Raw genomic sequence first — 23,819 nt, 5'->3', positions numbered from 1 at the left:
TGGGCTTACTCTGTCCGTTGGATGGTGCCGGGAGAACGCATCAGGCGGCGCAGCCGGATGTCGCCCACCGAGACGGCGAATTCGTCGGGGTATTTCTCGTCCATGAACATGGTGGTCTCGAACTGGTCGTCCTGCCAGCTCAGCAACCGGTCGGTCGCCATGCCCGCGCCCAGGCTGTCACCCAGGCTGCGGGCCACCTTGTCCCAGCTTTCGCGCTTGGCCCACAGGCTGAGCTGGGCCAGGCGGAAGCGCCCGCCGATCCCCTGTTCCACGAAGACCAGCCATAGCCGGGACGGTCCCGCCAGACTGGGGATGTGACCCAGCCGCCAGCGCTCGCCCTCGCCCGGAGCGAACACGGCGCAGCGCCGGATGCGGACCGGACCGCGCGCCGAGGGCGGGTCCATGAATTTCGGTTGCTCCAGCCGGGGCTTGTCGGGATCGGAATCACAGATCAGCCGCTGGCCATCGGCCAGCGTCATCCCGCGCACATCCTCGAAGCTAGCGCCCGGCTGCGGCAATCCGGTCCCCAACGTGGTCACGGCTCGGCTGTCGGCACGGGCCTCCGTCGCCAGGGCCAGGGCCGCACCCGCCAATGTCAGGGCCGTAATCAGGAACCGCATGAGGCCACCGCCTTGGTTGCACCTGCGAAGAGTATGACACGGGCGGAGGTCCGCGTCATTGGCCAAGCTTTCCCTGGGCCAGGGAATCCGCCCCGGACGGCAAGGACTGTCCCGGATTATCGACCCAGGCGGCGATATCGCCCAGGACCACCGCCGCCTGAAGGTCGCGCAGCAGCATGTGCCAGCCATCGGCATAAAGCGCCACCCGCTGCGAACGCCCCAGCTCGGGCAGGCGGCGGATGGCCGCCCAGGTGGGCGCGGGTGGGATCACCTGATCCTTGTCGCCATACAGCACCAACAGCGGCAACCCCACCCGTTCCGCCGCCTGCTGGGCCTGATCCATCAGATCCACCAGCCCGTGAATGGCATCGACCCGGGTTTCCTTGATCACCAGCGGATCGCGTCCCAGGGCGCGCAACATCTCGATATTGTCGGATGCCTGGATTCCCAGCCCGCGCCCGGTCAGGGTCAATCCGGGAACCACGGCATTGGCCAGCCACAGCAGCCCCCGCTGCAGCGGCCCCATGGTGGAGCGACCCCACACGGCGGGCGCCGACAGGATCAGTCCGGCGATGGCGGGCGACGGCTGATTGGCCACCGCCACCAGCGCCACGGCGCCGCCCATGCTTTCGCCCAGCACGAACAGCCTGCGGCCGGGATGGCGGGCGGCCAGCAGGTCGGCGCAGGCGTTGAGATCGGCGGCCATGGTCTCGGCCCCCGACCACTGGCCGGGATGGGGCCCCCGGCCGAAGCCGCGCTGGTCATAGGCATAGACGGCAAGCCCCCGGGCGGCCAGGGCCTTGCCGGGTTCCTCGAAGGCATTGGAATAGTCGTTCATGCCGTGCAGCGCCAGCACCACGGCACGGGGCTCGGCATCCGGCAGCCAGGCACGCAGGGGGAGTTCGGCGCCATCGGCAGCCCGCCAGGCCTGGCCGAGCAGGACGGGTTCGGTCACCTCGGGCCCCCGGGGAGCCAGCCGCTCGACGCAGCCGGACAGCGACAAGACGAAGGTGGCCGCAAGCAGCGCCAGCCTCAACCCGCCCACGGCAGGATGCGCCCGCGCATCTTGAGGTCGGTCTTGAGAATGTGCTGGCTCAGCCAAACCCCCAGGAATTCCCGCATCTCGCGGGTGGCGGTCCTGGCCTCGGCCCCGGCGCCGCCGCCCTTGTGCTTGGCGATGAAGGCCGACAGGGTGCGGGTCAGCTCCTCGTGCTGACGCTTGTTTTCCTCATAGCCGTCATACTTGGCTTCCAGCTGCATCTGCTCCTCGCGCTGGAAATGGTCAGCCACGTAATTTTGCAGACGGGTCAGGATCTCGGCCATCTGGGCACCGCTGACCTCGCCGCCCTGGGCGTCGGCGGCGGCGTTGAATTCGTGAACCAGGGCAAAGAGCTGTTTGTGATCGTCATCGACGATGTCGATGCCGATCTTCATGGCTCCGTACCAGACGCTGCCCATGTTTGCCGCCCACCGTGCTGTGACTTACGGCAGACAGAGTAATGCCCAGGTCTCACGCATGCAATGCGTCAGGAGTCGATCCTCGACGAGGTCAGTTGCAGGAAGATGTCCTCCAGGTCGGTTTCCTCGGTGGACAGGTCGGCGATCACCAGCCCGGCCTCGGAAAACGCCGCCAGAATCCGCGCCATGGGCGTGGCGGAGGGACGGTAGCGGATCACCACCTGGCCGCCCGGGCGCAATTCCGGCGAGAACGGCGCCAGCGCCGCCGGACACTCGGTCAGGTCGCGGTCCACCGTCACGGTCAGCACTTTGCCATCGATGCGCTTCAGCAGATTCGAAGTGCTGTCGCAGGCCACCAGTTTGCCGTGATTGATGATGGCGATGCGGTCGCAAAGCTGTTCCGCCTCTTCCAGGTAATGGGTGGTCAGCAAGATGGTGACGCCCCGGGCGTTCAATTCGCGAACGGTTTCCCACAACTGGCGGCGCAGCTCGATATCCACCCCGGCGGTGGGCTCGTCCAGCACCAGGATGGGCGGCGAATGCACCATGGCCTTGGCCACCAGCAATCGGCGGCGCATGCCGCCCGACAGGGTGCGGGCATAGGCGTCGGCCTTGTCGGCCAGCCCCACCGCCTCAAGGATTTCCATGACCCGGCGCTCGGAGCGGGGCACGCCATACATGCCGGACTGGACGTCGAGCAGTTCCCGCGGCGTGAAGAAGGGGTCCAGGTTCAGTTCCTGCGGCACCACCCCGATGGCGGCCTTGGCGCCGCGCGGGTCCCGGTCGATATCGCGGTCCCAGACCACGGCGCGGCCCGAGGTCTTGACCACCAGCCCGGCCAGGATGTTGATCAGCGTGCTCTTGCCCGCGCCATTGGGTCCGAGCAACCCGAAGAACGAGCCGCGCGGCACCGAGAGCGACACCCCGTCCAGCGCCCGTTTCGGCGCGCCGCGCCCCGAATAGACCTTGACCAGATCGTCGACCTGGAGGGCGAGATCGGGCAGCGGCGAGGGGCTGAGGCGAGAGAGTGATTGAACCATGGCCGCCAATGGGTATCATCCGGCCCATACACCGGTCAACGGAGCACCCATCGACATGTCCGCGCAAGCCGCCGTTTCCTCCCCCGCCTTCGAGACCATCACCGTCGACACCGCCAAGGTGGCCTGTGACGGCAACGCCGCCGAGGGCCTGGGCCATCCCCGCGTCTATCTCGACCTTACCGCCACGGGCGAGATCGTCTGCCCCTATTGCTCGCGCACCTACAAGCTGGCCGAGGGCGCCAAGATCGGGCATCACTGAGCCTTCCCAGGTTCTCGTCACCCCCGCGCAAGCGGGGGACCATGTCGGCCCGTGGCGTGATAGGGACCCATTTGGGCAATGTCGGCTGACACATGGATTCCCGCTTTCGCGGGAATGACGATTTCAGGAAAGGGCTTTCCCTTGACCCCTCCCCGCCACGTCTTCCTGGTCGATGGTTCCGGCTTCATCTTCCGGGCCTTCCACGGCCTGCCGCCCATGACGCGGCCGGACGGCACCCCCGTCAACGCCGTCTACGGCTTCACCACCATGCTGATGAAGCTGTTGTCCGAGACCGATGCCGACCATGTGGCGGTGGTGTTCGACACCGCGCGCAAGACCTTCCGCTCCGACATCTATCCCGCCTACAAGGCCCACCGGCCGCCGCCGCCCGAGGAGTTGATCCCGCAGTTCCCGCTGGTGCGCGACGCCACCCGGGCCTTCGACGTCTGCTGCATCGAGATGGAAGGCTTTGAGGCCGACGACCTGATCGCCACCTATGCCCGGGCGGCGGTGGAAAGCGGCGCCCGCGTCACCATCGTCTCGTCCGACAAGGACCTGATGCAGCTGGTGGGCGCCAGCGTCGAGATGTACGACCCCATGAAATACCGCAGCATCGGCGAGGCCGAGGTGCGCGAGAAATTCGGCGTCGGCCCCGACAAGGTGGTGGATGTGCAGGCCCTGTGCGGCGACGCCTCGGACAATGTTCCCGGCGTTCCCGGCATCGGCATCAAGACCGCCGCCCAATTGATCAGTGATTACGGCGATCTTGACACCCTGCTGGCCCGCGCCGGAGAGATCAAGCAGCCCAAGCGGCGCGAGACCCTGCTGGAGAACGCTGACCTCGCCCGCATCTCGCGCCAACTGGTGCGCCTGCGCGCCGATGTGCCGCTGCCGGTTCCCATGGAAGACCTAGCGGTCAAGCCGGTCAATCCCGAGACCCTGGGCGCCTTTTGCGCCGCCCAGGGCTTCCGCTCGCTGCTGTCGCGGCTCAAGATCAAGGCCCCTCCGATCGCCGAACCGGTGCGCGCCGCCACCGCCGCCCCGACGAGCACCGCCCCCGCCTCTCCCGTCACCACCGACTACGACCTGGTGCTGACCGAGGCGGCGCTGGACCGCTGGATCGCCGAAGCCACCAAGGCGGGCGTGGTGGGCTTCGATACCGAGACCACCGGCCTCGATCCCCTGCGCGCCCAACTGGTGGGGGTATCACTGGCAGTGGCGCCCGGCCGCGCCTGCTACATCCCGGTAACGCACAATCCGCCCCAGGCCCAGGGCAGCCTCGACCTGGGCGGTTCCGGCCCGGTGGCCGACGCGCCGAAGATTCTGCCCGCCGCCGTCACCTTAGGTCGGCTGACGCCGCTGCTGGCCGATCCATCCGTGCTCAAGGTCGGCCACAACCTCAAATACGACATGCAGGTGCTGGCCGGGCTGGGTCTGCGGATCGAGGCCCTGGACGACACCATGCTGCTGTCCTATGTGCTGGACGGCGCAAGCCACGGCCACGGCCTGGACGAGCTCTGCCGCCTGCACCTGGACCACACCAATATCGCCTTTTCCGAGGTTTGCGGCACCGGCAAGACCCAGGTGACCTTCGACCGGGTGCCGCTGGACAAGGCTTGCGCCTATGCCGCCGAGGACGCGGACATGACGCTCAGGCTGCACCGGCTGCTGAAGCCGCGCCTGCTGAATGAGCGCATGGTCACGGTCTACGAGACCCTGGAACGCCCGCTGGTGCCGGTGATCGTCGAGATGGAGCGCCACGGCATCAAGGTCGACCGCGCCGCCCTGATGGCGCTGTCCGAGGATTTCGGCCGCCGCCTGGTCGAGCTAGAGGCCGAGGTCATCGCGCTGAACAATGGCGAGGCCTTCAACCTGGGCTCGCCCCAGCAATTGGGCAAGGTGCTGTTCGAGACCCTGAACCTGCCCGGCGGCAAGAAGACCAAGACCGGCCAATGGGCCACCGGCGCCGATGTGCTGGAGGAACTGGCCCATCTGCACCCTCTGCCCGCCCGCCTGCTGGACTGGCGCCAGTTGGCCAAGCTGAAAAGCACCTATACCGACGCCCTGGTGGCCGAGATCAACCCCGCCACCGGCCGGGTCCATACCAGCTATGCCCTTGCCGCCACCACCACCGGGCGGCTGTCCTCCTCGGACCCCAATCTCCAGAACATCCCCATCCGCACCGAGGAAGGGCGCAAGATCCGGCACGCCTTCGTGGCCGAGCCGGGACATCGGCTGATTTCCGCCGATTATTCCCAGATCGAGCTGCGCCTGGTCGCCCATGTGGCGGAAATCGAGGGGCTGCGCACCGCCTTCGCCAGTGGTGCCGACATCCACGCCATCACCGCCTCCCAGGTGTTCGGCGTGCCGGTGGAAGGCATCGACCCCGCCCTGCGCCGCCGGGCCAAGGCCATCAATTTCGGCATCATCTACGGTATCTCGGCCTTCGGTCTGGCCGCCCAGCTGGGCATTTCCAACGGCGAGGCCAAGACCTATATCGACGCCTATTTCGCCCGCTATCCCGAAATCCGCGCCTATATGGAACGGACCAAGGAGGAAGCTCGAACCAACGGCTTCGTCACCACCTTGTTCGGCCGCAAGGTCTTCACGCCGGGCATCAAGGACAAGAACGGCGCCATGCGCGCCTTCGCCGAGCGCGCCGCCATCAACGGCCCCATCCAGGGCGGCGCCGCCGACATCATCAAGCGCGCCATGATCCGCCTGCCCGATGCCCTGTCCCAGGCGGGGCTGGCGGCCCGGATGCTGCTCCAGGTCCATGATGAACTGGTCCTGGAAGCCCCCGAGACCGAAACCGACGCCACCATCGCCGTGGTCAGGCGGGTCATGGAAGGCGCCGCCAGCCTGTCGGTGCCGCTGGTGGTGGATGCGCGGGCCGCCCTGTCCTGGGACGAGGCGCACTGATCCAATCCCCCTTCTTTCGTCACGGGCGGATTGCGGTGGGGGGCTGGTCCTGGCTGGCAATTTTGCAATCAATGCATATATTGAAATCATTGATGAACGAGGTGCGCCGTGGCCAGCATCACTATTCGCAACCTGGATGAATCCCTGAAGTCGCGCCTGCGGGTACAGGCGGCCATGCATGGCCGGTCGATGGAGGACGAGGCGCGGACGATCCTTCGCTCGCATCTGAGCCAGGAGCCGCAGGAACCCGTGCGGCTTGGCAGCGCGATCCACAAGCTGTTCAAGCCCCTGGGTGGGGTGGACGACCTGCCAGAGGTGCCGCGCCAGCCCATGCGCGAGCCGCCGAGCTTCGACGGATGATCCTGCTCGACACCAATGTGCTGTCGGAATTGATGAAGGCGGAACCTGCGCCGCGGGTTTTGTCTTGGATCGACGGCATTTCCGCACCGACCCTGTTCATTCCAGCGATAACGCAGGCCGAAATTCTCTATGGCGTCAGCATTCTGCCCATCGGCAAGCGCCGTGACGCGCTGGCAAATGCCTGCCGTACTGCTTTCGAAGAGATTTTCATGGGCCGCATCTTGCCGTTCGACTCCAGTGCCGCCGAAGCCTACGCGGACATTGCTGCCAGCCACCGACAGTCCGGGCGGCCCATCTCCCAGGCCGACGCCCAGATCGCGGCCATTGCCCGGTCACGCGGCGCGGCACTGGCAACACGCAATGTGGCTGATTTCGAAGGATGCGGGATTGAGGTGGTGAATCCGTGGGGCGCGGTTTCCTGACCAATCCGCCCAGCCCACGAATGGGCACATCCCACAAATGGGCACGTCCCAGATAGACATCCCTCCGCCCGATAAATGTCGGGAGGACAGGTTGGCGCTTCCCCTTGCCTCCCCATATGCACCAAAGTGCACAAAATGCGCATTCCGGCACTACAATGCGTATTTAGAGCTTTTCAAATTCGACTTGCTGCACTATAGTGCAGACAATTCCTCCAGCAAGGCGCCCCGCCCATGATCGATTTCCAGACCTCTCCCGACCGCTACCGTCACTGGAAGCTTGCCTTCGACGGCGCCGTCGCGACGCTCACCATGGATGTGGACCCCGCCTCCACCCTGGCCCCCGGCTATGAACTGAAGATGAACTCCTACGACCTGGGGGTGGATATCGAGCTCTATGACGCGGTGCAGCGCCTGCGCTTCGAGCATCCCGAGGTCCGCGCCGTGGTCATGGCCTCGGCTAACCCGAAGATTTTCTGCGCCGGGGCCAATATCAAGATGCTGGGCGTCTCCAGCCACGGCCACAAGGTCAACTTCTGCAAGTTCACCAACGAGACCCGCAACTCCATCGAGGACGCCACCGAGAACTCGCGACAGAGCTATCTGTGCGCGGTCAGCGGCACCGCGGCGGGTGGCGGCTACGAGCTGGCCCTGGCCACCGACTACATCATGATGATCGATGACGGCAATACCGCCGTGTCGCTGCCCGAGGTTCCCCTGCTGGCGGTGCTGCCCGGTACCGGCGGCCTGACCCGGGTGGTGGACAAGCGCAAGGTGCGCCGTGATCTGGCCGACATCTTCTGCTCCATCGAGGAAGGGGTGAAGGGCAAGCGCGCCGTGGAATGGCGGCTGGTGGACGAGGTGGTTCCCTCCTCCGGCTTCAAGGACGCCGTCGCCAAGCGGGCCGCCGCCATGGCCGCCACCTCGGACCGTCCCGCCAATGCCAAGGGGGTGGTGCTGACCCATCCGGCCCGGACCATCACCGCCGAGTCCGTGACCTATCCCCATATCGCCATCACCTTCGACCGCACCACCCGCACCGCCACCCTGATCCTCAAGGGGCCGAGCGCGGCGGCGCCCGCCGATCTGGCCGCCATTCATGCCCAGGGGGTGGAGTTCTATCCGCTGGCCCTGGCGCGCGAATTGGATGACGCCATCCTGCATCTGCGGGCCAACGAGACCACCATCGCCTCCTGGGTGTTCAAGACCGAGGGCGACCTGGATCTGGTCAGCGGCTACGACGCCGCCTTGCAGAAGCATGCGGGCGACTGGCTGGTCCGCGAAGTGCTGCTGTACTGGAAGCGCACCATGAAACGACTCGACGTCACCTCGCGGACCCTGTTCGCCCTGGTGGAGCCGGGCTCGTGCTTCGCCGGCTTCCTGGCGGAAATCCTGTTCGCGGTGGACCGCTCCTACATGCTGGACGGCAGTTTCGAGGATAGCGACCTGCCGGACGCGAAAATCCGCCTCTCCGCGCTGAATTTCGACGGCCTGCCCATGGGCAACGGCATTTCCCGGCTCGCAACCCGCTTCCTGGGCGAGCCCGACACCGTGGGCAAGGCCAAGGACACTATCGGCCAGGACCTGGACGCGGCGGCCGTCGCCGCTCTGGGTCTGGTCACCGCCACCCCCGACGACATCGACTGGGAGGATGAAATCCGCCTGGTGATCGAGGAGCGGGCCGCCTTCTCCCCCGACTCGCTGACCGGCATGGAGGCCAATCTGCGCTTCGCCGGTCCCGAGACCATGGAAACCAAGATCTTCGGCCGCCTGACCGCCTGGCAGAACTGGATCTTCCAGCGCCCCAACGCGGTGGGCGAGCAGGGCGCCTTGAAGCTGTACGGAACCGGCAAGCGCGCCGCCTACAATCAGGAAAGGGTGTAACCGTCATGTCTTCCATCAATTACGCCGACAAGATCCCCAACAACGTCAACCTGTCGGAAGACCGCAAGCTGCAGCGCGCCCTGGAATCCTGGCAGCCCGCCTATATCGACTGGTGGAAGGAGATGGGGCCGGAAGGCACCGCCACCTCGGAAATCTATCTGCGCACCGCCATCTCGGCCGAGCCCGACGGCTGGGCCCAGTTCGGCCATGTCAAGATGGAGGATTACCGCTGGGGCATCTTCCTGGCGCCGCCGGAAAAGGACCGCAAGGTCAATTTCGGCGCCCATAAGGGCATCGACGCCTGGCAGGAGGTCCCCGGCGAATACCGCGCCATGCTGCGCCGCCTGATCACCGTCCAGGGCGATACCGAACCGGCCTCGGTGGAGCAGCAACGCCTGCTGGGTCTGTGCTGCCCCTCGCTCTACGACCTGCGCAACCTGTTCCAGGTCAATGTGGAGGAAGGCCGCCACCTGTGGGCCATGGTCTATCTGCTGCACGCCTATTTCGGCAAGGACGGCCGCGAGGAAGCCGAGGAGATGCTGGAGCGCCGCTCGGGCGATCCCGACAAGCCCCGCATCCTGGGCGCCTTCAACGAGAAGACCGCCGACTGGCTGGCCTTCTTCATGTTCACCTTCATCACCGACCGCGACGGCAAATACCAGCTGTGCGCCCTGGCCGAATCCGGCTTCGATCCGCTGTCGCGCTCGTGCCGCTTCATGCTGACCGAGGAAGCCCATCACATGTTCGTGGGTGAATCCGGCGTCGGCCGCATCATCGAACGCGCCTGCCAGGTCATGAAGGAGAACCGCACCGAGGATGTCCGGAAGTTCGGCGTCATCGACCTGCCCACCATCCAGCGCTATCTCAACTTCCACTACTCGGTGACGTCGGACCTCTACGGCGCCGAGGTCTCCACCAATGCCGCCACCTCCTACAATATGGGGCTCAAGGGCCGCTTCGAGGAGACCAAGATCGGCGACGACCACCAGTTGGAACACACCACCTATGCGGTGCTGCACCCGGTCAGCGGCGGCTTCCAGCCCATCGAGGTCCCGGCGCTGAACGCGCTCAACGAGCGCTTGCGCCTGGACTGGGCCGAGGACGTGGCCAAGGGCGTCGAGCGCTGGAACAAGATCATCGCCAAGCACGGCATCGACTTCAAGCTGACCCTGCCGCATCTGGCCTTCAACCGCGCCATCGGCCATTTCTCCGATATCGCGGTCGACCCCACCGGCAAGGTCATCACCAAGGAAGAGTTCGCCCGTCGCCGCGACGAGTGGCTGCCCTCGGCCGCCGATCTGGCCTATGTTCAATCCTTGATGACCGGCGCCGTCCACAAGCCCGGCCAGTTCGCCAACTGGATCGCCCCGCCCGCGCGCGGCATCAATAACCAGTCGGTGGACTTCGAGTATGTGAGGTTCGCGTAACTTGAACTCCCCTCCCCCCGGCATGGCCGGGGGGAGGCCGGGAGGGGGGCCCCCACCCCACCCCTCCACCAGCACGCCGGGGGAGGGAGAAGCCACGGAACCGCCGTCATGGAACTCAAGCGCCAGCACCTGATCGACCCGGTGGTCTGCATCCGCTGCAATACCTGCGAGGAAACCTGCCCGGTCGACGCCATCACCCATGACGGCAACAACTATGTGGTGATGGCGGAGAAATGCAATTTCTGCCGCGCCTGCGTCTCGCCTTGCCCCACCGGCGCCATCGACAACTGGCTGCTGGTGGACAATCCGTGGAGCATCGAGGACCAGTTCGGCTGGGAGGAACTGCCGCTGGGCGAGACCGGCCCCACCGAATCGGAGCCGGCGCCGCTGCCGCCCGAGGAGGTGAGCGACCTGCTGGCGGCGGCCACCGCCACCACCGGCCCCCGGGTGCCCGCCCCCGCCTCGGCCACCAGTCCCTATGTGGCGCTGTATTCCCGCGAGAAACCGGTCATCGCCCGGGTGGCGGGCAATATGCGCCTGACCGCCGATGGCGCCGGCTCCGACATCCACCATGTGGTGCTGGACTTCCAGCACAACGCCTTTCCCTTCCTGGAAGGCCAGAGCATCGGCATCGTGCCGCCCGGCGTCGACGACAAGGGCCGCGCCCACAATATCCGGCTCTATTCCATCGCCTCCCCGCGCGAGGGCGAGCGCACCGGCTTCAACAATCTGGCGCTGACGGTGAAACGGGTGCCCGGCGGCGTCGGTTCCAATTATGTCTGCGACCTGAAGAAGGGTGACGAGGTCAAGGTGGCCGGTCCCTTCGGCCAGAGCTTCCTGATGCCCGACGACCCCGAGGCCCATATCATCATGATCTGCACCGGCACCGGAGCGGCTCCGTTCCGGGGCTTCACCGAGCGCCGCCGCCGCAACGCCGCCGACGCGCCCGGCAAGCTGATGCTGTTCTTCGGCGCCCGCTCGCCCGAGGAACTGCCCTATTTCGGGCCGCTGATGAAGCTGCCCAAAAGCCTGATCGACGTGAATCTGGCCTTTTCCCGCCTGCCCGGTCAGCCCAAATGCTATGTCCAGGACAAGATTCGGGAACGCTCGGCCGATCTGGCGGTGCTGTTGCCCCAGGCCAAGACCCATATCTATATCTGCGGCTTGAAGGGCATGGAGCATGGCTGCGACGAGGCCTTCGCCGATATCTGCCGCCTGAACGGCATGGACTGGGCCAGCCTGCGGGCCACCCTGCGCCAGGAAGGGCGCTACCATGTCGAAACCTACTGACCTGGGATTGCCGACCCGGCTGTTCTCCCACGAACACCGGGTCCATTTCGGCGATTCCGACGCGGCCCGCATCGTCTACACACCGCGCTTCCTGGAATACGCCATGGAGGCGCTGGAAATCTTCATGGCCGACATCATCGGCTTCGACTGGTATCACATGAACGTGGCCCACGGCTTCGGCACTCCCTTCGTCAAGGTGGAGATGGAGATGCTGGCGCCGTTGCGCCCCGGCGACCGCGTCTGCGTGCATGTGTTCGTCGACAAGGTCGGGAATTCGTCGTTGCATTTCAGCACGCGGGGCCTGCGCCATGACGGCGAATTGTGCTTTTCCACCCGCTTCGTCTGCGTGGTGGCCGATCAGGACGCGGGCAAGTCCATCCCCATTCCCGCCCCCATGCGCGCCCGCCTGGACGCCTATCGCAGCCTTTGCCTGGAATACGCGTCATGAGCCAAGCCACGGTCCTGGTCGATATCTCGGATGGCGTCGCCACCCTTACCCTGAATCGCCCCGACAGGATGAACGCCTTCAACGCCGCCATGCACGCCGAGATGCGCGACGCCCTGACCGAGGTGAAGACCAGCGGCGCCCGCTGCTGCGTGCTGACCGGGGCGGGCCGCGCCTTTTGCACCGGCCAGGACCTCGCCGACCGCGTCCGCAAGGAGGGCGAGCCCGCCCCCGATCTCGGCGCCTCGCTGGAGGCCAATTACAACCGCCTGATCCGTCTGCTGAAGGATCTGGATATGCCGGTGCTGGCCGCCGTCAACGGTATCGCCGCCGGGGCCGGGGCCAATCTGGCTCTGGCCTGCGACATCGTCATCGCCGCCCGCTCGGCCGGATTCATCCAGAGTTTCTGCAAGGTGGGCCTGATCCCCGATTCGGGGGGCACCTGGGTGCTGCCCCGGCTGGTGGGGACGGCGCGGGCCACCGCCCTGATGATGCTGGGCGACAAGGTTTCCGCCGAGCAGGCCGAGGCCTGGGGCATGATCTGGAGATGCGTCGACGACGAGGCCCTGATGCCCACTGCGCTGGGCATGGCCCGCCATCTGGCGGCGCAGCCGACACTGGGTCTGGCTTTGACCAGGAAGGCCCTGGCGGCCTCCGCCAGCAACAGCCTGGATGATCAGCTTGACCTGGAACGCGACCTTCAGGCGATAGCGGGGCGCTCCGAGGATTACCGCGAAGGCGTCGCCGCCTTCATGGAAAAGCGCCCGCCCCGCTTTCAGGGCCGCTGAGCGATCCCCATCTGGAAGACACACCCACGAGGAGTGCGGCATGGCCGAGCGGTCTTTCCACCATGAAATCCAGTCGCTGCGCCTGGGCGACGGCCAGACCTTCCGGGGCGAGGGCATCCTGGCCGTCACCAAGGCGCTGCTGCAATCGGGCGTCTCCTATGTGGGCGGCTATCAGGGCGCGCCGGTCTCCCATCTGATGGATGTGCTGGTCGATGCCGAGGACCTGCTGTCGGAGTTGGGCATCCATATCGAGGCCTGCACCAACGAAGCCGGGGCGGCGGCCATGCTGGGCGCCTCCATCGCCTATCCCATCCGCGGCGCCGTGACCTGGAAATCGGTGGTGGGCACCAATGTCGCGTCCGACGCCCTGTCCAACCTGGCCTCGCCCGGCGTCATCGGCGGCGCCATGATCATCATCGGCGAGGATTACGGCGACGGCGCGAGTGTCATTCAGGAACGCAGCCACGCCTTCGCCATGAAGTCGTCGCTGTGGCTGCTGGACCCGCGCCCCAACCTCCCCTCCATCGTACGCATGGTGGAAAAAGGCTTCGAACTGTCGGAGGCCAGCAACACACCGGTGATGCTGGAACTGCGCATCAAGGCCTGCCACGTCACCGGCGAGTTCGAAACCAAGGACAACCGCGCCGCCGCCATCTCGCGCAATGCCCCCATGGGCAAGCCCGCCCGCTTCGACTATGGCCGCCTGTCGCATCCGCCCAGCACTTTCGCCCACGAAATCGCCAAGGTGGAGAAGCGCCTGCCCGCCGCCCAGGCCTTCATCCGCGAGCACAAGCTGAACGAGATGTTCGACGGCGATCTGGCCGGGATCGGCATCGTGGTCCAGGGCGGACTCTATAACAGCCTGATGCGTGCCCTGATGCGGCTCGGCCTTGCCGATGCCCTGGGCACCTCCCGCATTCCCATCTATTGCCTCAATGTCGCCTATCCGCTGGTGCCCGACGAGGCCGCCGGTTTCTGCGCCAGCAAGAGCGCCGTGCTGATGGTGGAAGAGGGCAACCCCGACTATATCGAGCAGGCCCTGGGCCAGATCCTGCGCAAGGCCGGGCTGCCGACCCGATTGATGGGCAAGGGCTGCCTGCCCATGGCCGGGGAATATACCTCGGACGTGCTGGCCGAAGGCATCGCCGCCTTCCTGGAGCAGGCGGCGCCAGACGGCTTCGATCCCGCCCCCGTCCGTGCCGTGGCCGAGACCATCCGCGCCCATCGCCAGACGGCGGCGGCGCTGCTGGAGGCCGAACTGCCCGGCCGCCAGCCGGGCTTTTGCACCGGCTGCCCGGAACGGCCGGTCTTCGCCGCCCTCAAATTGGCCCAGAAGGATGTGGGGCCGACCCATGTTTCCGCCGATATCGGCTGTCATTCCTTCGGCACATTGCCGCCGTTTTCCATGGGCAATTCCATCCTGGGGTTCGGCATGAGCCTGGCCTCCGCCGCCGCCGTCGGCCCCAATCTGGGGCGGCGCCCCGTCGCGGTAATGGGCGATGGCGGCTTCTGGCACAACGGCGCCATCACCGGCGTGGCGGGCAGCCTGTTCAACCGGGGCGACGGCGTACTGGTGATCCTCCAGAACGGCTATACCTCGGCCACCGGCCAGCAGTTCATGCCGTCCACCATCGCGCCCGGCCGCCGCGCCGAGACCCCCATGAATATCGAGGCCACCTTGAAGGTGATGGGCGTGAAATGGCTGCGCACCGTGCGGTCCTATTCGGTGTCCACCATGAAATCCACGCTGAAGGAGGCCATGACCTCGGCGGAAAAGGGCCTGAAGGTGATCATCGCCGATGGCGAGTGCCAGTTGGCCCGCCAGCGCCGGGTCAAAGCCGAGGACGCCGCCAGACTGAAGGCGGGCGAGCGGGTGATCCGGGTGCGCTTCGGCGTCGATGATGAGGTCTGTTCCGGCGACCATTCCTGCATCCGGCTGTCGGGCTGCCCGTCGCTGACCATCAAGCCCAACCCCGACCCGCTGCGCGACGACCCGGTGGCGGCCGTGATCAATTCCTGCGTCGGCTGCGGCTTGTGCGGCGAGGTCGCCCATGCCGCCGTGCTGTGCCCGTCCTTCTGGCGGGCCGAGGTGGTGCAGAATCCCGACCGCTTCGACCTGTGGCTGGACGGCTGGCGCGGGCGGATACGGTCCTGGTTGATGGCATTCTCGGCTTCTCCCCCCGGCTTGGCCGGGGGGAGGTCGGGAGGGGGGAACGCATCATGAGCCATCAGGGCAAGCCCTTGCGACCCATTGCCATCGTCATCGCCGCCATGGGCGGCGAAGGCGGCGGCGTTCTCACCGACTGGCTGGTGGAAGCCGCCACCGCCGAGGGCTTCGCGGTGCAAAGCACCTCCATCCCCGGCGTCGCCCAGCGTACCGGCGCCACCACCTATTACGTGGAAATCTTCCCGGTGCCCCTGGCGCAACTGGGCGGCCAGCGGCCCATCCTGGCCCTGGCCCCCTCGGCGGGCGAGGTGGATCTGGTGGTGGCCACTGAACTGATGGAAGCGGCCCGCACGGTGGCGCGGGGCTTTTCCGCCAAGGATCGCACCCATCTGATCGCCTCCACCCACCGGGTCTTCGCCGTGGCGGAGAAGGCGGCCATGGGCGACGGCCGGGTCGATCCCGAGGGCTTGCGCCGGGTGATCACCGCCGGTTGCGCCAAGGCCTTGCTGTTCGACATGGAGCGCACCGCCAGGGAGGCGGGCTGCGTCATCAATTCGGTGTTGCTGGGGGCGGTGGCGGGTAGCGGCGTGCTGCCCATCGCCCCCGAGACCTTCGAGGCCGGTATCCGCTCGGCGGGCAAGGCGGTGGAGGCCAATCTACGCGGCTTCCAGGCCGGACTGGCCGCCGCCAGGGGCGAGGTGTCGGAGCAGGTGCCCCAGGGACACAAGCGGCCCCAACCCGAATCCGCCGCCGCCCTGGCCCTGGTGGCCCGCGCCCATTCCGAACTGCCCGAGCCCGCCCAGGCCGTGGCCGAGGAAGGAGTCCGGCGCCTGGCCCATTACCAGGATACCGCCTATGCCCGACTTTACCTGGACCGCCTTGGCCCCATCTGGGGCGCTGAACGGCTGGCGGGCGGCGATGGCTCCCTGACCCGCGCCGTCGCCCGGCATCTGGCGGTGCGCATGAGCTTCGAGGACGTGATCCGGGTGGCCCAGGCCAAGACCGATCCCGCCCGCTTCGAGCGCATCCGCGCCGAGATCGGCGCCCAGCCCGGCCAGCCGGTGGTGATCACCGACTTCCTGAAACCCGGCCTCGAGGAAATCTGCGGATTGCTGCCCGGCTTCCTCGCCCGTCCCGTCCTGGCCGTGGCCCGGGCGAACGGCTGGGTCGAGACGGCTTATGTGGGTAGCGAAGTCGCCAGCAGCGGCATCCTCGGCTTCACCGGATTGTGGCTGCTGGCCCGCCTGAAGGGCTGGCGCCGCTTCAGCCATCGCTTCGCCGAGGAACAGTCAGCCCTGGAAGCCTGGCTGGGATTGGTGAGTCGCGCCACCGAACGCTCGCCCTTGCTGGGGTTGGAGGTGGCGGACTGCGCCCGGCTGGTCAAGGGCTATGGCGAGACCTGGCGGCGGGGCGAGGCCAATTTCGCCGCCATCCGGGACCGGGTGATCCGCCCCGCCCTCGACCAGGACTGGCCCACCGCCTTTGCCCTGGATGCCGTGGCCAGCGCACGGGCCGCCGCCCTGGCCGATCCCGAGGGCGAGACCCTCGCCGCCGCCCTGGACGCCATCGAGACGAAGCGGCGAGGCGGTTAGAACTGCCGCAGCAGGCGGCGCAGATAGTCCAGTTCGACCTCGGGACGGCGGGGGTCGGAGGCGCGGCGGCGCAGTTCCTCCAGGATTTCCCGCGCCCGCCTGCCATCCGAACCGCCCTGGACCCTGGTGCCGCCGTCGTCGCCCAGCCTTTTGCCAGGGCCGCCCCGGCCCAGGGGATCCATCGCCGCGCCGCCCCGGCTGGACCGGGCGGCCGCCATGGCTTCGGCCAGATCCCGGCCGCCATCCTGCAGCAGACGCAGCGCCTCGCCCTGCTTTTCGGCGGCGCCGGCCCAGTCGGCCCGTCCCAATGACTCCGCCGCCTCGGACATGGCGCGCCCGGCATCGCCGAGGGCGGGCGGCGGCTGCCCCAGGTCACGGCCCAACTGGGCCAGCGCCTCGGCCAATCGCTTTTGCGCCTCCGCCGCCTTGCGGGCCTCGGCGCGCTGGGCGGCACTAGGCTTGGCCGAGGGCAGCGGGTCGGATTCCTCGTCGAAATCCTCCTGCGGCCGGGGGGCGCGCTGGAAACTGTGGTCGAGCAGGTCCTGCTGCTGTCGCGCCAGGTCCCGCAGCCGCGACAGCGCCTTGGCGGCGGCCTGATCCTCGGGGCCGGGCGGGCGGGCGCGGCCGAGTTGGGACAGGGTCTCGCCCAGTTCGGCGAGGCGGCGACGCAAGCCCTCGCGGTCGCCGGTCTCGGCCAGTTGGCGCAGCGCCTCCATGGCCTCCATCAGATCGGCCTCATCCACCACCTGGGCGTCGCCAGGAGCGGATGGCCCGGCGGGACCTTCCGCCATGGCCGCCATCCAGCGTTCCAGCGCCGCCTCGAACCGCTCCAGCAATTCGGCCAGCTTTGCCGGAGGCGCCCCTTCGGCCAGGGCCTGTTCCAGGTCGCGCCGGGCCTGCTCCAGTTCCTGCTCGGCAGCGGGCAGGCCGCCCTCGTCCAGTCGGGTGGCGGCATTCCACAGCAGGTCGCGCACCTCGTGGCGGTCGAAGCCGGGCGAGGCCAGCAGACGCCGCACCAGCGACAAGGCCAGATAGACCCGACCGTCGCCATTCACCGCATCGGGATCGGCCAGCAGCAATCGCAGCCGCAGTACCACCTCCGGCGCCGCCTGGGGCGACTGGCTCACCTGGCGGCGCCATTCGATCAGGGCACGGGCGACGGGATTGCGGAACAGCCGTTCGGGCAAGGTCAGCCGCAACGGCAGGCCCAGGCCGATCTGTCCGGCGCCATCCTCGGCATGGGGAGCCACCAGCACAGGCAGCCCGGCCCAGTCATGGGCGGCCAGATCGAGGCGCGGCGCCAGAGCGGCCTGTCGCGGGCGGTCGCCGGGCAAAACCAGCGGCAGGGTCAGGGTCTCGGTTCCCGGCGGCGGCTCCACGGGTCGGATCGCCAGCCACAGCCGGGCGAGGCCGTAATCGTCCGAGGCGTCCAGGCGCAGATTGAGGCGCCCACGCTCGTCGGACTCGGTCTTGTTGGACAGGGACACCACCGGCGGCGCGTCCGCCACCACCGCAAGCGGCCAGGCGGCGACGGTACGCCAGCCCTGCTCGACCACCAGCCGCTCGCCCGACTCGACCACCGCCTCCGCCCGGCGGCCGCCGCCGTCATCGGCGCCGAACGCAACCTCGGCATCGCCCGCCCGCAGGCTGCCACGCCCCAGCCCTCCCCTCAGAACCGCCGTCACGGTGCTGCCCCGGGGAATGGACACCGCCCGCCCGTCGGGGGGCAGGGCCATGGGCCCCAGCCCGGTCTCGGGCGGCGGCTGGACCCAGGCCTCCACCGCCACCGGCCCCAGGCCGGGAAGCGCCATGGCGGGAATCAGGAATCGCCCCAATCGTTGTGGCCAGTCCGCCCCCGTTCCGGCCAGCGCGATCACCAGCAGCAGCAGGGCGGCAAAGCGCAAGGCGAAGGGATCACGGGCCGCCAGCACCGGCCGGGGCCAGCCCGGCCGCAAGGTCTCGGCCTCGGCTTCCATCCGCTGAAGGTGCAGCCGCCACAACGGAGCATCGCCACTGGCCAGCCGGTCTTCCAGCACCGCCAGGGGACGATGGGACACGCCGGACTCGGCTTCCAGCCGCCGCTGAGCCTCAGCCTCGGTGGGAGGGACTTGCCGCCTTGCCCACCAGACCAGCCAGACCAGGGCGGCGAGAAGGGCGAGCAGCACCAGGGCATGGAGCCAGCCCGGCAGCCAGGACGCCGCGTCGAACAGCGCCAGGGCGGTGGCCAGGGCCAGCAGCGACGCCCCTGCGGTCACGGCCGGAACCAATCGCTCCCACCACAGCGCCAGCCGGGCGAGGTGCAGCCGGTCGGCGAGGGAGAGAGCGGTCATGAAGTACTAGAACCAGTCGGGCAGGCTTTCCAGCGCCCGCATCTCGTCATAGCTGGGCCGGGCGCGCACCACGGCATAGGCCTCGTCCTTGACCAGCACCTCGGGCACCAGCGGCCTTGTATTGTAGGTGGACGACATGGCGGCGCCATAGGCTCCGGCGGTGCCGAAGGCCAGCAGATCGCCGGATCGCATGGGCGGCAGGCGACGCTGCTTGGCGAAGGTGTCGCCGCTTTCGCAGACCGGGCCGACCACGTCCACTTCCACCGGCTCCTCGCCGGGGCGGGCCTGGTGCACCGGGAAGATGGCGTGATGGGCGTCGTAGAGCGCCGGGCGCATCAGGTCGTTCATGGCGGCGTCGACGATCAGGAAGGTGCGGGTGGCGCCTTCCTTCACATAGACCACGCGGGACACCAGGATGCCGGCATTGCCCACCAGCAGACGGCCGGGCTCGACCACGATGCGGCAGCCCAGATCGCCCAGGGTCTCGGCCATCACCTTGGCATAGGCGGCCGGACTGGGCGGGGTCTCGCCGTCATAGGGCACCCCCAGCCCGCCGCCCAGGTCCAGGCGGCGGATGTCGATGCCATCGGCCCGCAGCAGCGCCACCAGATCGCGCACCCGCAGGAAGGCCTCGCGGAACGGCTCCAGCTCGGTCAATTGCGAGCCGATATGGCAGGCCACCCCCACCACCTCGACGCCGGGCAGCGACTGGGCCAGGGCATAGACCTCGCGCGCCCGGGTCCATTCGATGCCGAACTTGTTTTCCTTCTTGCCGGTGGTGATCTTGGCGTGGGTGCCCGCGTCCACGTCGGGATTGACCCTGAGCGCGATGGGCATGCGCACGCCGCGCGCCGCCGCCACCTGGGACAGCAGCAGCAGCTCGGGCTCGGATTCCACATTGATCTGAAGGATGCCCTTGGCGACAGCGAATTCCAGCTCGTGCAGGGTCTTGCCCACGCCGGAAAACACGATGCGCCCCGGCGGCACCCCGGCGGCCAGGGCCTGGCGCAACTCGCCCTCGCTGACCACGTCGGCGCCCGCCCCCAGCTCGGCGAAGGTGCGGATCACCGCCAGATTGGGATTGGCCTTGCAGGCGAAGCAGACGGTGGCGTCCAGCCCCGCCGCCTTCAAGGCGTCGGCGAATACGGTGTAATGCCGCACCAGGGTGGCGGTGGAATAGCAGTAGAACGGCGTTCCCACTTCGCGGGCGATGCGCGAGATGGCGACCTGCTCGGCGTAAAGCTCGCCGTCGTGATAGTCGAAATGATTCATTGCACCGGACCCGGTTCGGCGGAGGGGGCTTGGGAGTCGGGGGCCTTGCGGGCGCCCGGCGGCGGGAAGGGAATGTTGGGATAAACCCGGGGATAGACCGCGTTCTCGGGAACCTCGGGCGAGCCCTTGCGGCCGCAAGCCGCCAGCGGCAGCGCCAGCAGCAGGGCAAGGGCGGCCAGGATCAGGCGGCGGCTCATGACGCCTCCGCGTCCAGGGCGGCGCGGGCGGCGGCCACCGCCTCCCTCACCCGTTGCGGCGCGGTGCCGCCGAAGCTGGTGCGGCTGGCCACCGAGAACTCCACCGACAGCACCCGCTGGGCCTCGTCGGTGATGCCGGGCTCGATGGCCCGCATCTCGTCCAGCGACAGGTCTTCCAGCCCGACGCCCTTGTCCTCGGCCAGCTTGACCAGCGACCCCGCCACGTGATGGGCGCGGCGGAACGGCATCTTCAAGGCGCGCACGCACCAGTCGGCGATGTCGGTGGCGGTGGTGAAGCCCGCCCCGGCGGCACCCCGCATCACCGCCACATTGACCTCCAGGTCCCAGACCATGCCGGTCATGGCGGCGATGGCCAGTTCCATGGTGTCGGCGGCCTCGAACACCGGTTCCTTGTCGTCCTGCATGTCCTTGGAATAGGCCAGCGGCAGCCCCTTCATGACGATCAGCAGGGCGTTGAGATCGCCAATCACCCGGCCGGTCTTGGCGCGGATCAGCTCGGCGGCGTCAGGGTTGCGCTTCTGCGGCATGATGGACGAGCCGGTGGTGAAGGCGTCCGACAGCTTGACGAAGCGGAACTGGGCGCTGGTCCAGATCACCAGTTCCTCGGCCAGGCGCGACAGATGCACGGCGCAGATGGAACAGGCCGCCATGAATTCCAGGGCGAAATCGCGGTCGGAAACGCCGTCGAGGGAATTGCGCATGGGGCCGGCGAAGCCCAACTCGGCCGCCGTGAAGTGGCGGTCGATGGGGAACGAGGTCCCGGCCAGCGCCGCCGAGCCCAGCGGCGATTCGTTCAAGCGACGGCGCGCATCGGTCAGACGGCCGCGATCGCGCGAGATCATCTCCACATAGGCCATCAGGTGGTGGCCGAAGGTCACCGGCTGCGCCGCCTGGAGATGGGTGAAGCCGGGCATGACGGTATCGGCGTGCTGTTCGGCGCGCGACAGCAGCGCGTCCAGCAGGCCCTTCAGCGCGGCGTCCATGCCGTCCATGGCGTCCCTGACCCACAGGCGGAAATCGGTGGCCACCTGATCATTGCGCGAGCGCGCGGTGTGCAGCCGTCCCGCCGCCTCGCCGATCAGGGCGGCAAGACGGGATTCCACGTTCATGTGGATGTCTTCCAGCTCGGCGGAGAAGGGGAAATCGCCCGCCTCGATCTCGGCCAGGACCTTGTCCAGCCCGCCCAGAATGGCCTCGCCATCCTCGGCGGTCAGGATGCCGGCGCGCACCAGCATGCGGCAATGGGCCTTGGACCCCCGGATATCCTGGGCATAGAGACGCTTGTCGAAATCGATGGAGGCGTTGATCCGCTGCATGATGGCGGCGGGTCCACCGGCGAAGCGGCCCCCCCACATGGCGGAGGCGGCGGCCTGGGTCTTGGTGTCGGTCATGAGAAAAGCTCGTCCAGCATGAAATCCCGTCGATCCGGGCCGCCCAACCTACACCCTTCGGTGTCCGGCCGGAAGAGGGCGGACGACAAAGGAAAAGGCCCTAGCCGGGTGAGCGGCTAGGGCCTTGGTAAACTTGGTGGAGGATATAAAGCTTCCACCCTGTTCAATGCCATATCCCAAGTCAGATACGACCTGGACCTTCAGCACCTTAAGCTTCCGCTGAAGGGTGAATATTAGCGTCAAAAAAAGTTGCTGCATTCGGGCGACGATCATCGACGCTGCAATTCACGGTGCTGCGATGGCAGGGGTAACTGGAAGTGCATGGACGTGGGTGCCTTCGCTACGCTCGGCACCACACGGACGCTCGTTTGCCAGACACCTTGCCTGCGGCTGCGGGTCTGGACACAACTCGCATCAATCGCTACCACTTCAAAAATCTGAAGGCCACCCTGATTGGGTAGAGCATCGCTATTTCCGAACCTCCCCGGCAGCCATGACCGAAGCGGCAATATCAGCGATGGATCGGAATAGCACCAACTGATCATCCTTGGATGGCAAGAACCCACGTCGCTGCCAGAATGATGCGGCTTCGGAATCAATCGCATTCACGATCAAGGCACGACCGCCGATCAGCCTCGCACCCTGAACACAGCGGGTTAGGGCGTGGGCCAGAAGCCCGGTGCCGATGCCCTGACCGGCCCATTCCAGGTCGGTCGCCAGTTGGCCCAGCAACAGGCAAGGGACTGGGTTTGGCGGCTGCCCGGTCTTGATCGATCTGGGCATGACGGACGGCACCACCGCCGTTGGGGCCAACCCATAATAGCCAATCACCCGGCCCGCATCATGGACGACCATAACGACGGTGAATCCCTTTTCCTGGTTGGACAAGGCCCGAGTTTTGAGCCAGTGATCCAAGGCGGGTTTGCCACAGGAAAATTGCGATAGGTCGTGGCCTGCGTTTAGAGGCTCTGGGGCGGACAACGCCATGGCGGCATCAACCCTGCCCGTTACCCTGCTCCCATGGTGCTGGACGCCGCAAAATATCGACCATGGGGGCCACGGGGGTGGCCGGTGCGGATAACACAGCCATGAACGCGGCGAACCCTTCCTCGGACATTCGCACCAGCCCTGATTCCATCAGGACTTCTTCCGCCGCACGAACCGCTGCATCACGGACAAAATCCGTCCTCGATCGACCGCGTAGACCTGCCGCCCGATCAATCAGGGCGATGTCGGTGTCGGGCAGCCGCATGGACAGCGGATGATCTTTGCGATGGGTGGTGGCGGTCATGATCTGGCTCCTGTGGACCGATCATCAATATGAGCCGGTGTAGTGCGTTTTGCAATACAGCAAAGGCGGTGGGCAAACTCACCCGTGTTCCGCAACCTCCCCGACATCCATGGTGATGGTCGATGCCGGTTCTGGTTCGGCATGATCACCAAAATCGACCCGGACCTGATCACCGGATCGGACCTGATCGAACAGACATTCGACCTCGTAGGCCACCTTCCGAGCCGCCCTGACGGCATCATAGTAGTTCGATGTGCCCAATGACCTATTCAGGTCTAAACGGGCCAGCTTGGACCTCAGATCGGTCGGAACGGCTACCCTGTATTGCCATACCGATCCCCGAAGCCATAGACCGGTCAGACGGCGACGACGTGGTTTGGTGGAGCCATTATGTGACGCCGTTATGTGACAGTCATTTCCTCGAAAAACCGAGGATTTCTGCGGCTTTCCGGGCGATACTGACGCATCATTTCGTAACGTGGAATCGTAACAGGCCGGTGATTTCTCACCGGCCTGATCGAAAAGACCAACCGAATCAACATGTTGGTGCTTTTTGGTGGAGCCGAGCGGGATCGAACCGCTGACCTCCTCATTGCGAACGAGGCGCTCTCCCAACTGAGCTACGGCCCCGAAAAGGGAAGCGGGA

22 protein-coding genes and 1 tRNA gene are annotated in these 23,819 nt (G+C 67.0%); 11 read left to right on the top strand and 12 right to left on the bottom strand.

The genetic code is table 11. The features are described from left to right. Positions 1-5: 5 nt before the first annotated feature. From A6A04_RS07185 to A6A04_RS07170, 4 genes are all read right to left on the bottom strand, one after another. A complete protein-coding gene (locus A6A04_RS07185) occupies positions 6-620 on the bottom strand; it encodes a hypothetical protein (RefSeq protein WP_068491311.1) in 615 nt (204 codons plus the stop codon). 55 nt (positions 621-675) lie between these two features. Further along, positions 676-1,665 carry an alpha/beta hydrolase gene (locus tag A6A04_RS07180; RefSeq protein WP_245651107.1) on the bottom strand — a complete coding sequence of 330 codons (990 nt, stop codon included), beginning with the start codon at positions 1,663-1,665 and terminating at the stop codon, positions 676-678. Further along, a complete protein-coding gene (locus A6A04_RS07175; protein ID WP_068491310.1) occupies positions 1,653-2,078 on the bottom strand; it encodes a bacteriohemerythrin in 426 nt (141 codons plus the stop codon). The genes A6A04_RS07180 and A6A04_RS07175 overlap by 13 nt, the downstream gene beginning before the upstream one ends. A 68-nt stretch (positions 2,079-2,146) precedes the next feature. Then, complete coding sequence (locus tag A6A04_RS07170; protein ID WP_068491307.1) at positions 2,147-3,118, bottom strand: ABC transporter ATP-binding protein; 972 nt, start codon at positions 3,116-3,118, stop codon at positions 2,147-2,149. A gap of 55 nt (positions 3,119-3,173) precedes the next feature. On the opposite strand from A6A04_RS07170, the gene A6A04_RS07165 reads away from it, so the two are divergent. The 11 genes from A6A04_RS07165 to A6A04_RS07115 all read left to right on the top strand — a co-directional run bounded on the left by A6A04_RS07165 (position 3,174) and on the right by A6A04_RS07115 (position 16,671). Then, a complete protein-coding gene (locus tag A6A04_RS07165) occupies positions 3,174-3,377 on the top strand; it encodes a zinc-finger domain-containing protein (RefSeq protein ID WP_068491441.1) in 204 nt (67 codons plus the stop codon). Positions 3,378-3,491: 114 nt separating this feature from the next. Continuing rightward, complete coding sequence (polA, locus tag A6A04_RS07160) at positions 3,492-6,299, top strand: DNA polymerase I (RefSeq protein WP_156612504.1); 2,808 nt, start codon at positions 3,492-3,494, stop codon at positions 6,297-6,299. 108 nt (positions 6,300-6,407) lie between these two features. Further along, complete coding sequence (locus A6A04_RS07155) at positions 6,408-6,659, top strand: FitA-like ribbon-helix-helix domain-containing protein (protein WP_068491303.1); 252 nt, start codon at positions 6,408-6,410, stop codon at positions 6,657-6,659. Continuing rightward, positions 6,656-7,081, top strand: a complete 426-nt coding sequence (locus A6A04_RS07150; RefSeq protein ID WP_068491301.1) for a type II toxin-antitoxin system VapC family toxin — start codon at positions 6,656-6,658, stop codon at positions 7,079-7,081. Before A6A04_RS07155 ends, A6A04_RS07150 begins: the two co-directional genes overlap by 4 nt. Before the next feature lie 231 nt (positions 7,082-7,312). Beyond that, complete coding sequence (gene boxC, locus A6A04_RS07145) at positions 7,313-8,962, top strand: 2,3-epoxybenzoyl-CoA dihydrolase (RefSeq protein ID WP_068491299.1); 1,650 nt, start codon at positions 7,313-7,315, stop codon at positions 8,960-8,962. Between the two features lie 5 nt (positions 8,963-8,967). After that, the gene (boxB, locus tag A6A04_RS07140; protein ID WP_068491297.1) at positions 8,968-10,389 is read left to right on the top strand and encodes a benzoyl-CoA 2,3-epoxidase subunit BoxB; all 1,422 of its coding nucleotides are present in this window, start codon (positions 8,968-8,970) and stop codon (positions 10,387-10,389) included. Positions 10,390-10,497: 108 nt separating this feature from the next. Beyond that, positions 10,498-11,679: a benzoyl-CoA 2,3-epoxidase subunit BoxA gene (boxA, locus tag A6A04_RS07135; RefSeq protein ID WP_068491295.1), complete on the top strand. Its 1,182-nt coding sequence runs from the start codon at positions 10,498-10,500 to the stop codon at positions 11,677-11,679. Further along, positions 11,663-12,127, top strand: coding sequence for an acyl-CoA thioesterase (locus A6A04_RS07130; protein WP_082914758.1), 465 nt, complete (start codon positions 11,663-11,665; stop codon positions 12,125-12,127). Before boxA ends, A6A04_RS07130 begins: the two co-directional genes overlap by 17 nt. Further along, a complete protein-coding gene (gene paaG / locus A6A04_RS07125; protein ID WP_068491291.1) occupies positions 12,124-12,912 on the top strand; it encodes a 2-(1,2-epoxy-1,2-dihydrophenyl)acetyl-CoA isomerase PaaG in 789 nt (262 codons plus the stop codon). Before A6A04_RS07130 ends, paaG begins: the two co-directional genes overlap by 4 nt. Before the next feature lie 40 nt (positions 12,913-12,952). Continuing rightward, positions 12,953-15,136 carry an indolepyruvate ferredoxin oxidoreductase subunit alpha gene (locus tag A6A04_RS07120; protein ID WP_082914757.1) on the top strand — a complete coding sequence of 728 codons (2,184 nt, stop codon included), beginning with the start codon at positions 12,953-12,955 and terminating at the stop codon, positions 15,134-15,136. Beyond that, positions 15,133-16,671 carry an indolepyruvate oxidoreductase subunit beta family protein gene (locus A6A04_RS07115; protein ID WP_068491289.1) on the top strand — a complete coding sequence of 513 codons (1,539 nt, stop codon included), beginning with the start codon at positions 15,133-15,135 and terminating at the stop codon, positions 16,669-16,671. The genes A6A04_RS07120 and A6A04_RS07115 overlap by 4 nt, the downstream gene beginning before the upstream one ends. Here A6A04_RS07115 and A6A04_RS07110 read toward each other — a convergent pair. From A6A04_RS07110 to A6A04_RS07070, 8 genes are all read right to left on the bottom strand, one after another. Next, entirely contained in the window at positions 16,668-19,001 is a 2,334-nt protein-coding gene (locus A6A04_RS07110; protein ID WP_068491287.1) for a DUF4175 domain-containing protein, read from the bottom strand. The genes A6A04_RS07115 and A6A04_RS07110 overlap by 4 nt on opposite strands. Before the next feature lie 6 nt (positions 19,002-19,007). After that, complete coding sequence (gene lysA / locus A6A04_RS07105; RefSeq protein WP_068491285.1) at positions 19,008-20,273, bottom strand: diaminopimelate decarboxylase; 1,266 nt, start codon at positions 20,271-20,273, stop codon at positions 19,008-19,010. Further along, the gene (gene lptM / locus A6A04_RS07100) at positions 20,270-20,470 is read right to left on the bottom strand and encodes an LPS translocon maturation chaperone LptM (protein WP_068491283.1); all 201 of its coding nucleotides are present in this window, start codon (positions 20,468-20,470) and stop codon (positions 20,270-20,272) included. Before lptM ends, lysA begins: the two co-directional genes overlap by 4 nt. Continuing rightward, positions 20,467-21,882 carry an argininosuccinate lyase gene (argH, locus tag A6A04_RS07095; protein ID WP_068491281.1) on the bottom strand — a complete coding sequence of 472 codons (1,416 nt, stop codon included), beginning with the start codon at positions 21,880-21,882 and terminating at the stop codon, positions 20,467-20,469. Before argH ends, lptM begins: the two co-directional genes overlap by 4 nt. A 468-nt stretch (positions 21,883-22,350) precedes the next feature. Further along, on the bottom strand, positions 22,351-22,869 hold the full coding sequence (locus tag A6A04_RS07085; RefSeq protein WP_068491277.1) for a GNAT family N-acetyltransferase: 519 nt from the start codon (positions 22,867-22,869) through the stop codon (positions 22,351-22,353). 7 nt (positions 22,870-22,876) lie between these two features. Next, entirely contained in the window at positions 22,877-23,173 is a 297-nt protein-coding gene (locus A6A04_RS07080; protein ID WP_068491274.1) for a type II toxin-antitoxin system TacA family antitoxin, read from the bottom strand. Positions 23,174-23,251: 78 nt separating this feature from the next. Further along, the gene (locus A6A04_RS23580; RefSeq protein ID WP_407670248.1) at positions 23,252-23,533 is read right to left on the bottom strand and encodes a DUF6538 domain-containing protein; all 282 of its coding nucleotides are present in this window, start codon (positions 23,531-23,533) and stop codon (positions 23,252-23,254) included. Positions 23,534-23,727: 194 nt separating this feature from the next. Next, positions 23,728-23,803, bottom strand: a tRNA-Ala gene (locus A6A04_RS07070). Between the last annotated feature and the right edge of the window lie 16 nt (positions 23,804-23,819).

The sequence above is a fragment of the Paramagnetospirillum marisnigri genome (assembly GCF_001650715.1).
GTDB classification, from domain to species: Bacteria; Pseudomonadota; Alphaproteobacteria; order Rhodospirillales; family Magnetospirillaceae; genus Phaeospirillum; species Phaeospirillum marisnigri.
The sequence above is the reverse complement of the archived record's forward strand: the minus strand, read 5'-3'. Positions and strand labels throughout refer to the sequence as shown.

Coding starts and splice junctions, on each gene's coding strand:
- lysA (WP_068491285.1), bottom strand. CDS start 20,273: ATGAATCATTTCGACTATCACGACGGCGAGCTTTACGCCGAGCAGGTC.
- paaG (WP_068491291.1), top strand. CDS start 12,124: ATGAGCCAAGCCACGGTCCTGGTCGATATCTCGGATGGCGTCGCCACC.
- A6A04_RS07115 (WP_068491289.1), top strand. CDS start 15,133: ATGAGCCATCAGGGCAAGCCCTTGCGACCCATTGCCATCGTCATCGCC.
- argH (WP_068491281.1), bottom strand. CDS start 21,882: ATGACCGACACCAAGACCCAGGCCGCCGCCTCCGCCATGTGGGGGGGC.
- A6A04_RS07175 (WP_068491310.1), bottom strand. CDS start 2,078: ATGGGCAGCGTCTGGTACGGAGCCATGAAGATCGGCATCGACATCGTC.
- polA (WP_156612504.1), top strand. CDS start 3,492: ATGACGATTTCAGGAAAGGGCTTTCCCTTGACCCCTCCCCGCCACGTC.
- boxA (WP_068491295.1), top strand. CDS start 10,498: ATGGAACTCAAGCGCCAGCACCTGATCGACCCGGTGGTCTGCATCCGC.
- lptM (WP_068491283.1), bottom strand. CDS start 20,470: ATGAGCCGCCGCCTGATCCTGGCCGCCCTTGCCCTGCTGCTGGCGCTG.
- A6A04_RS07120 (WP_082914757.1), top strand. CDS start 12,953: ATGGCCGAGCGGTCTTTCCACCATGAAATCCAGTCGCTGCGCCTGGGC.
- A6A04_RS07130 (WP_082914758.1), top strand. CDS start 11,663: ATGTCGAAACCTACTGACCTGGGATTGCCGACCCGGCTGTTCTCCCAC.
- A6A04_RS07080 (WP_068491274.1), bottom strand. CDS start 23,173: ATGACCGCCACCACCCATCGCAAAGATCATCCGCTGTCCATGCGGCTG.
- A6A04_RS07185 (WP_068491311.1), bottom strand. CDS start 620: ATGCGGTTCCTGATTACGGCCCTGACATTGGCGGGTGCGGCCCTGGCC.
- A6A04_RS07170 (WP_068491307.1), bottom strand. CDS start 3,118: ATGGTTCAATCACTCTCTCGCCTCAGCCCCTCGCCGCTGCCCGATCTC.
- boxB (WP_068491297.1), top strand. CDS start 8,968: ATGTCTTCCATCAATTACGCCGACAAGATCCCCAACAACGTCAACCTG.
- A6A04_RS07165 (WP_068491441.1), top strand. CDS start 3,174: ATGTCCGCGCAAGCCGCCGTTTCCTCCCCCGCCTTCGAGACCATCACC.
- A6A04_RS07150 (WP_068491301.1), top strand. CDS start 6,656: ATGATCCTGCTCGACACCAATGTGCTGTCGGAATTGATGAAGGCGGAA.
- A6A04_RS07110 (WP_068491287.1), bottom strand. CDS start 19,001: ATGACCGCTCTCTCCCTCGCCGACCGGCTGCACCTCGCCCGGCTGGCG.
- A6A04_RS07085 (WP_068491277.1), bottom strand. CDS start 22,869: ATGGCGTTGTCCGCCCCAGAGCCTCTAAACGCAGGCCACGACCTATCG.
- boxC (WP_068491299.1), top strand. CDS start 7,313: ATGATCGATTTCCAGACCTCTCCCGACCGCTACCGTCACTGGAAGCTT.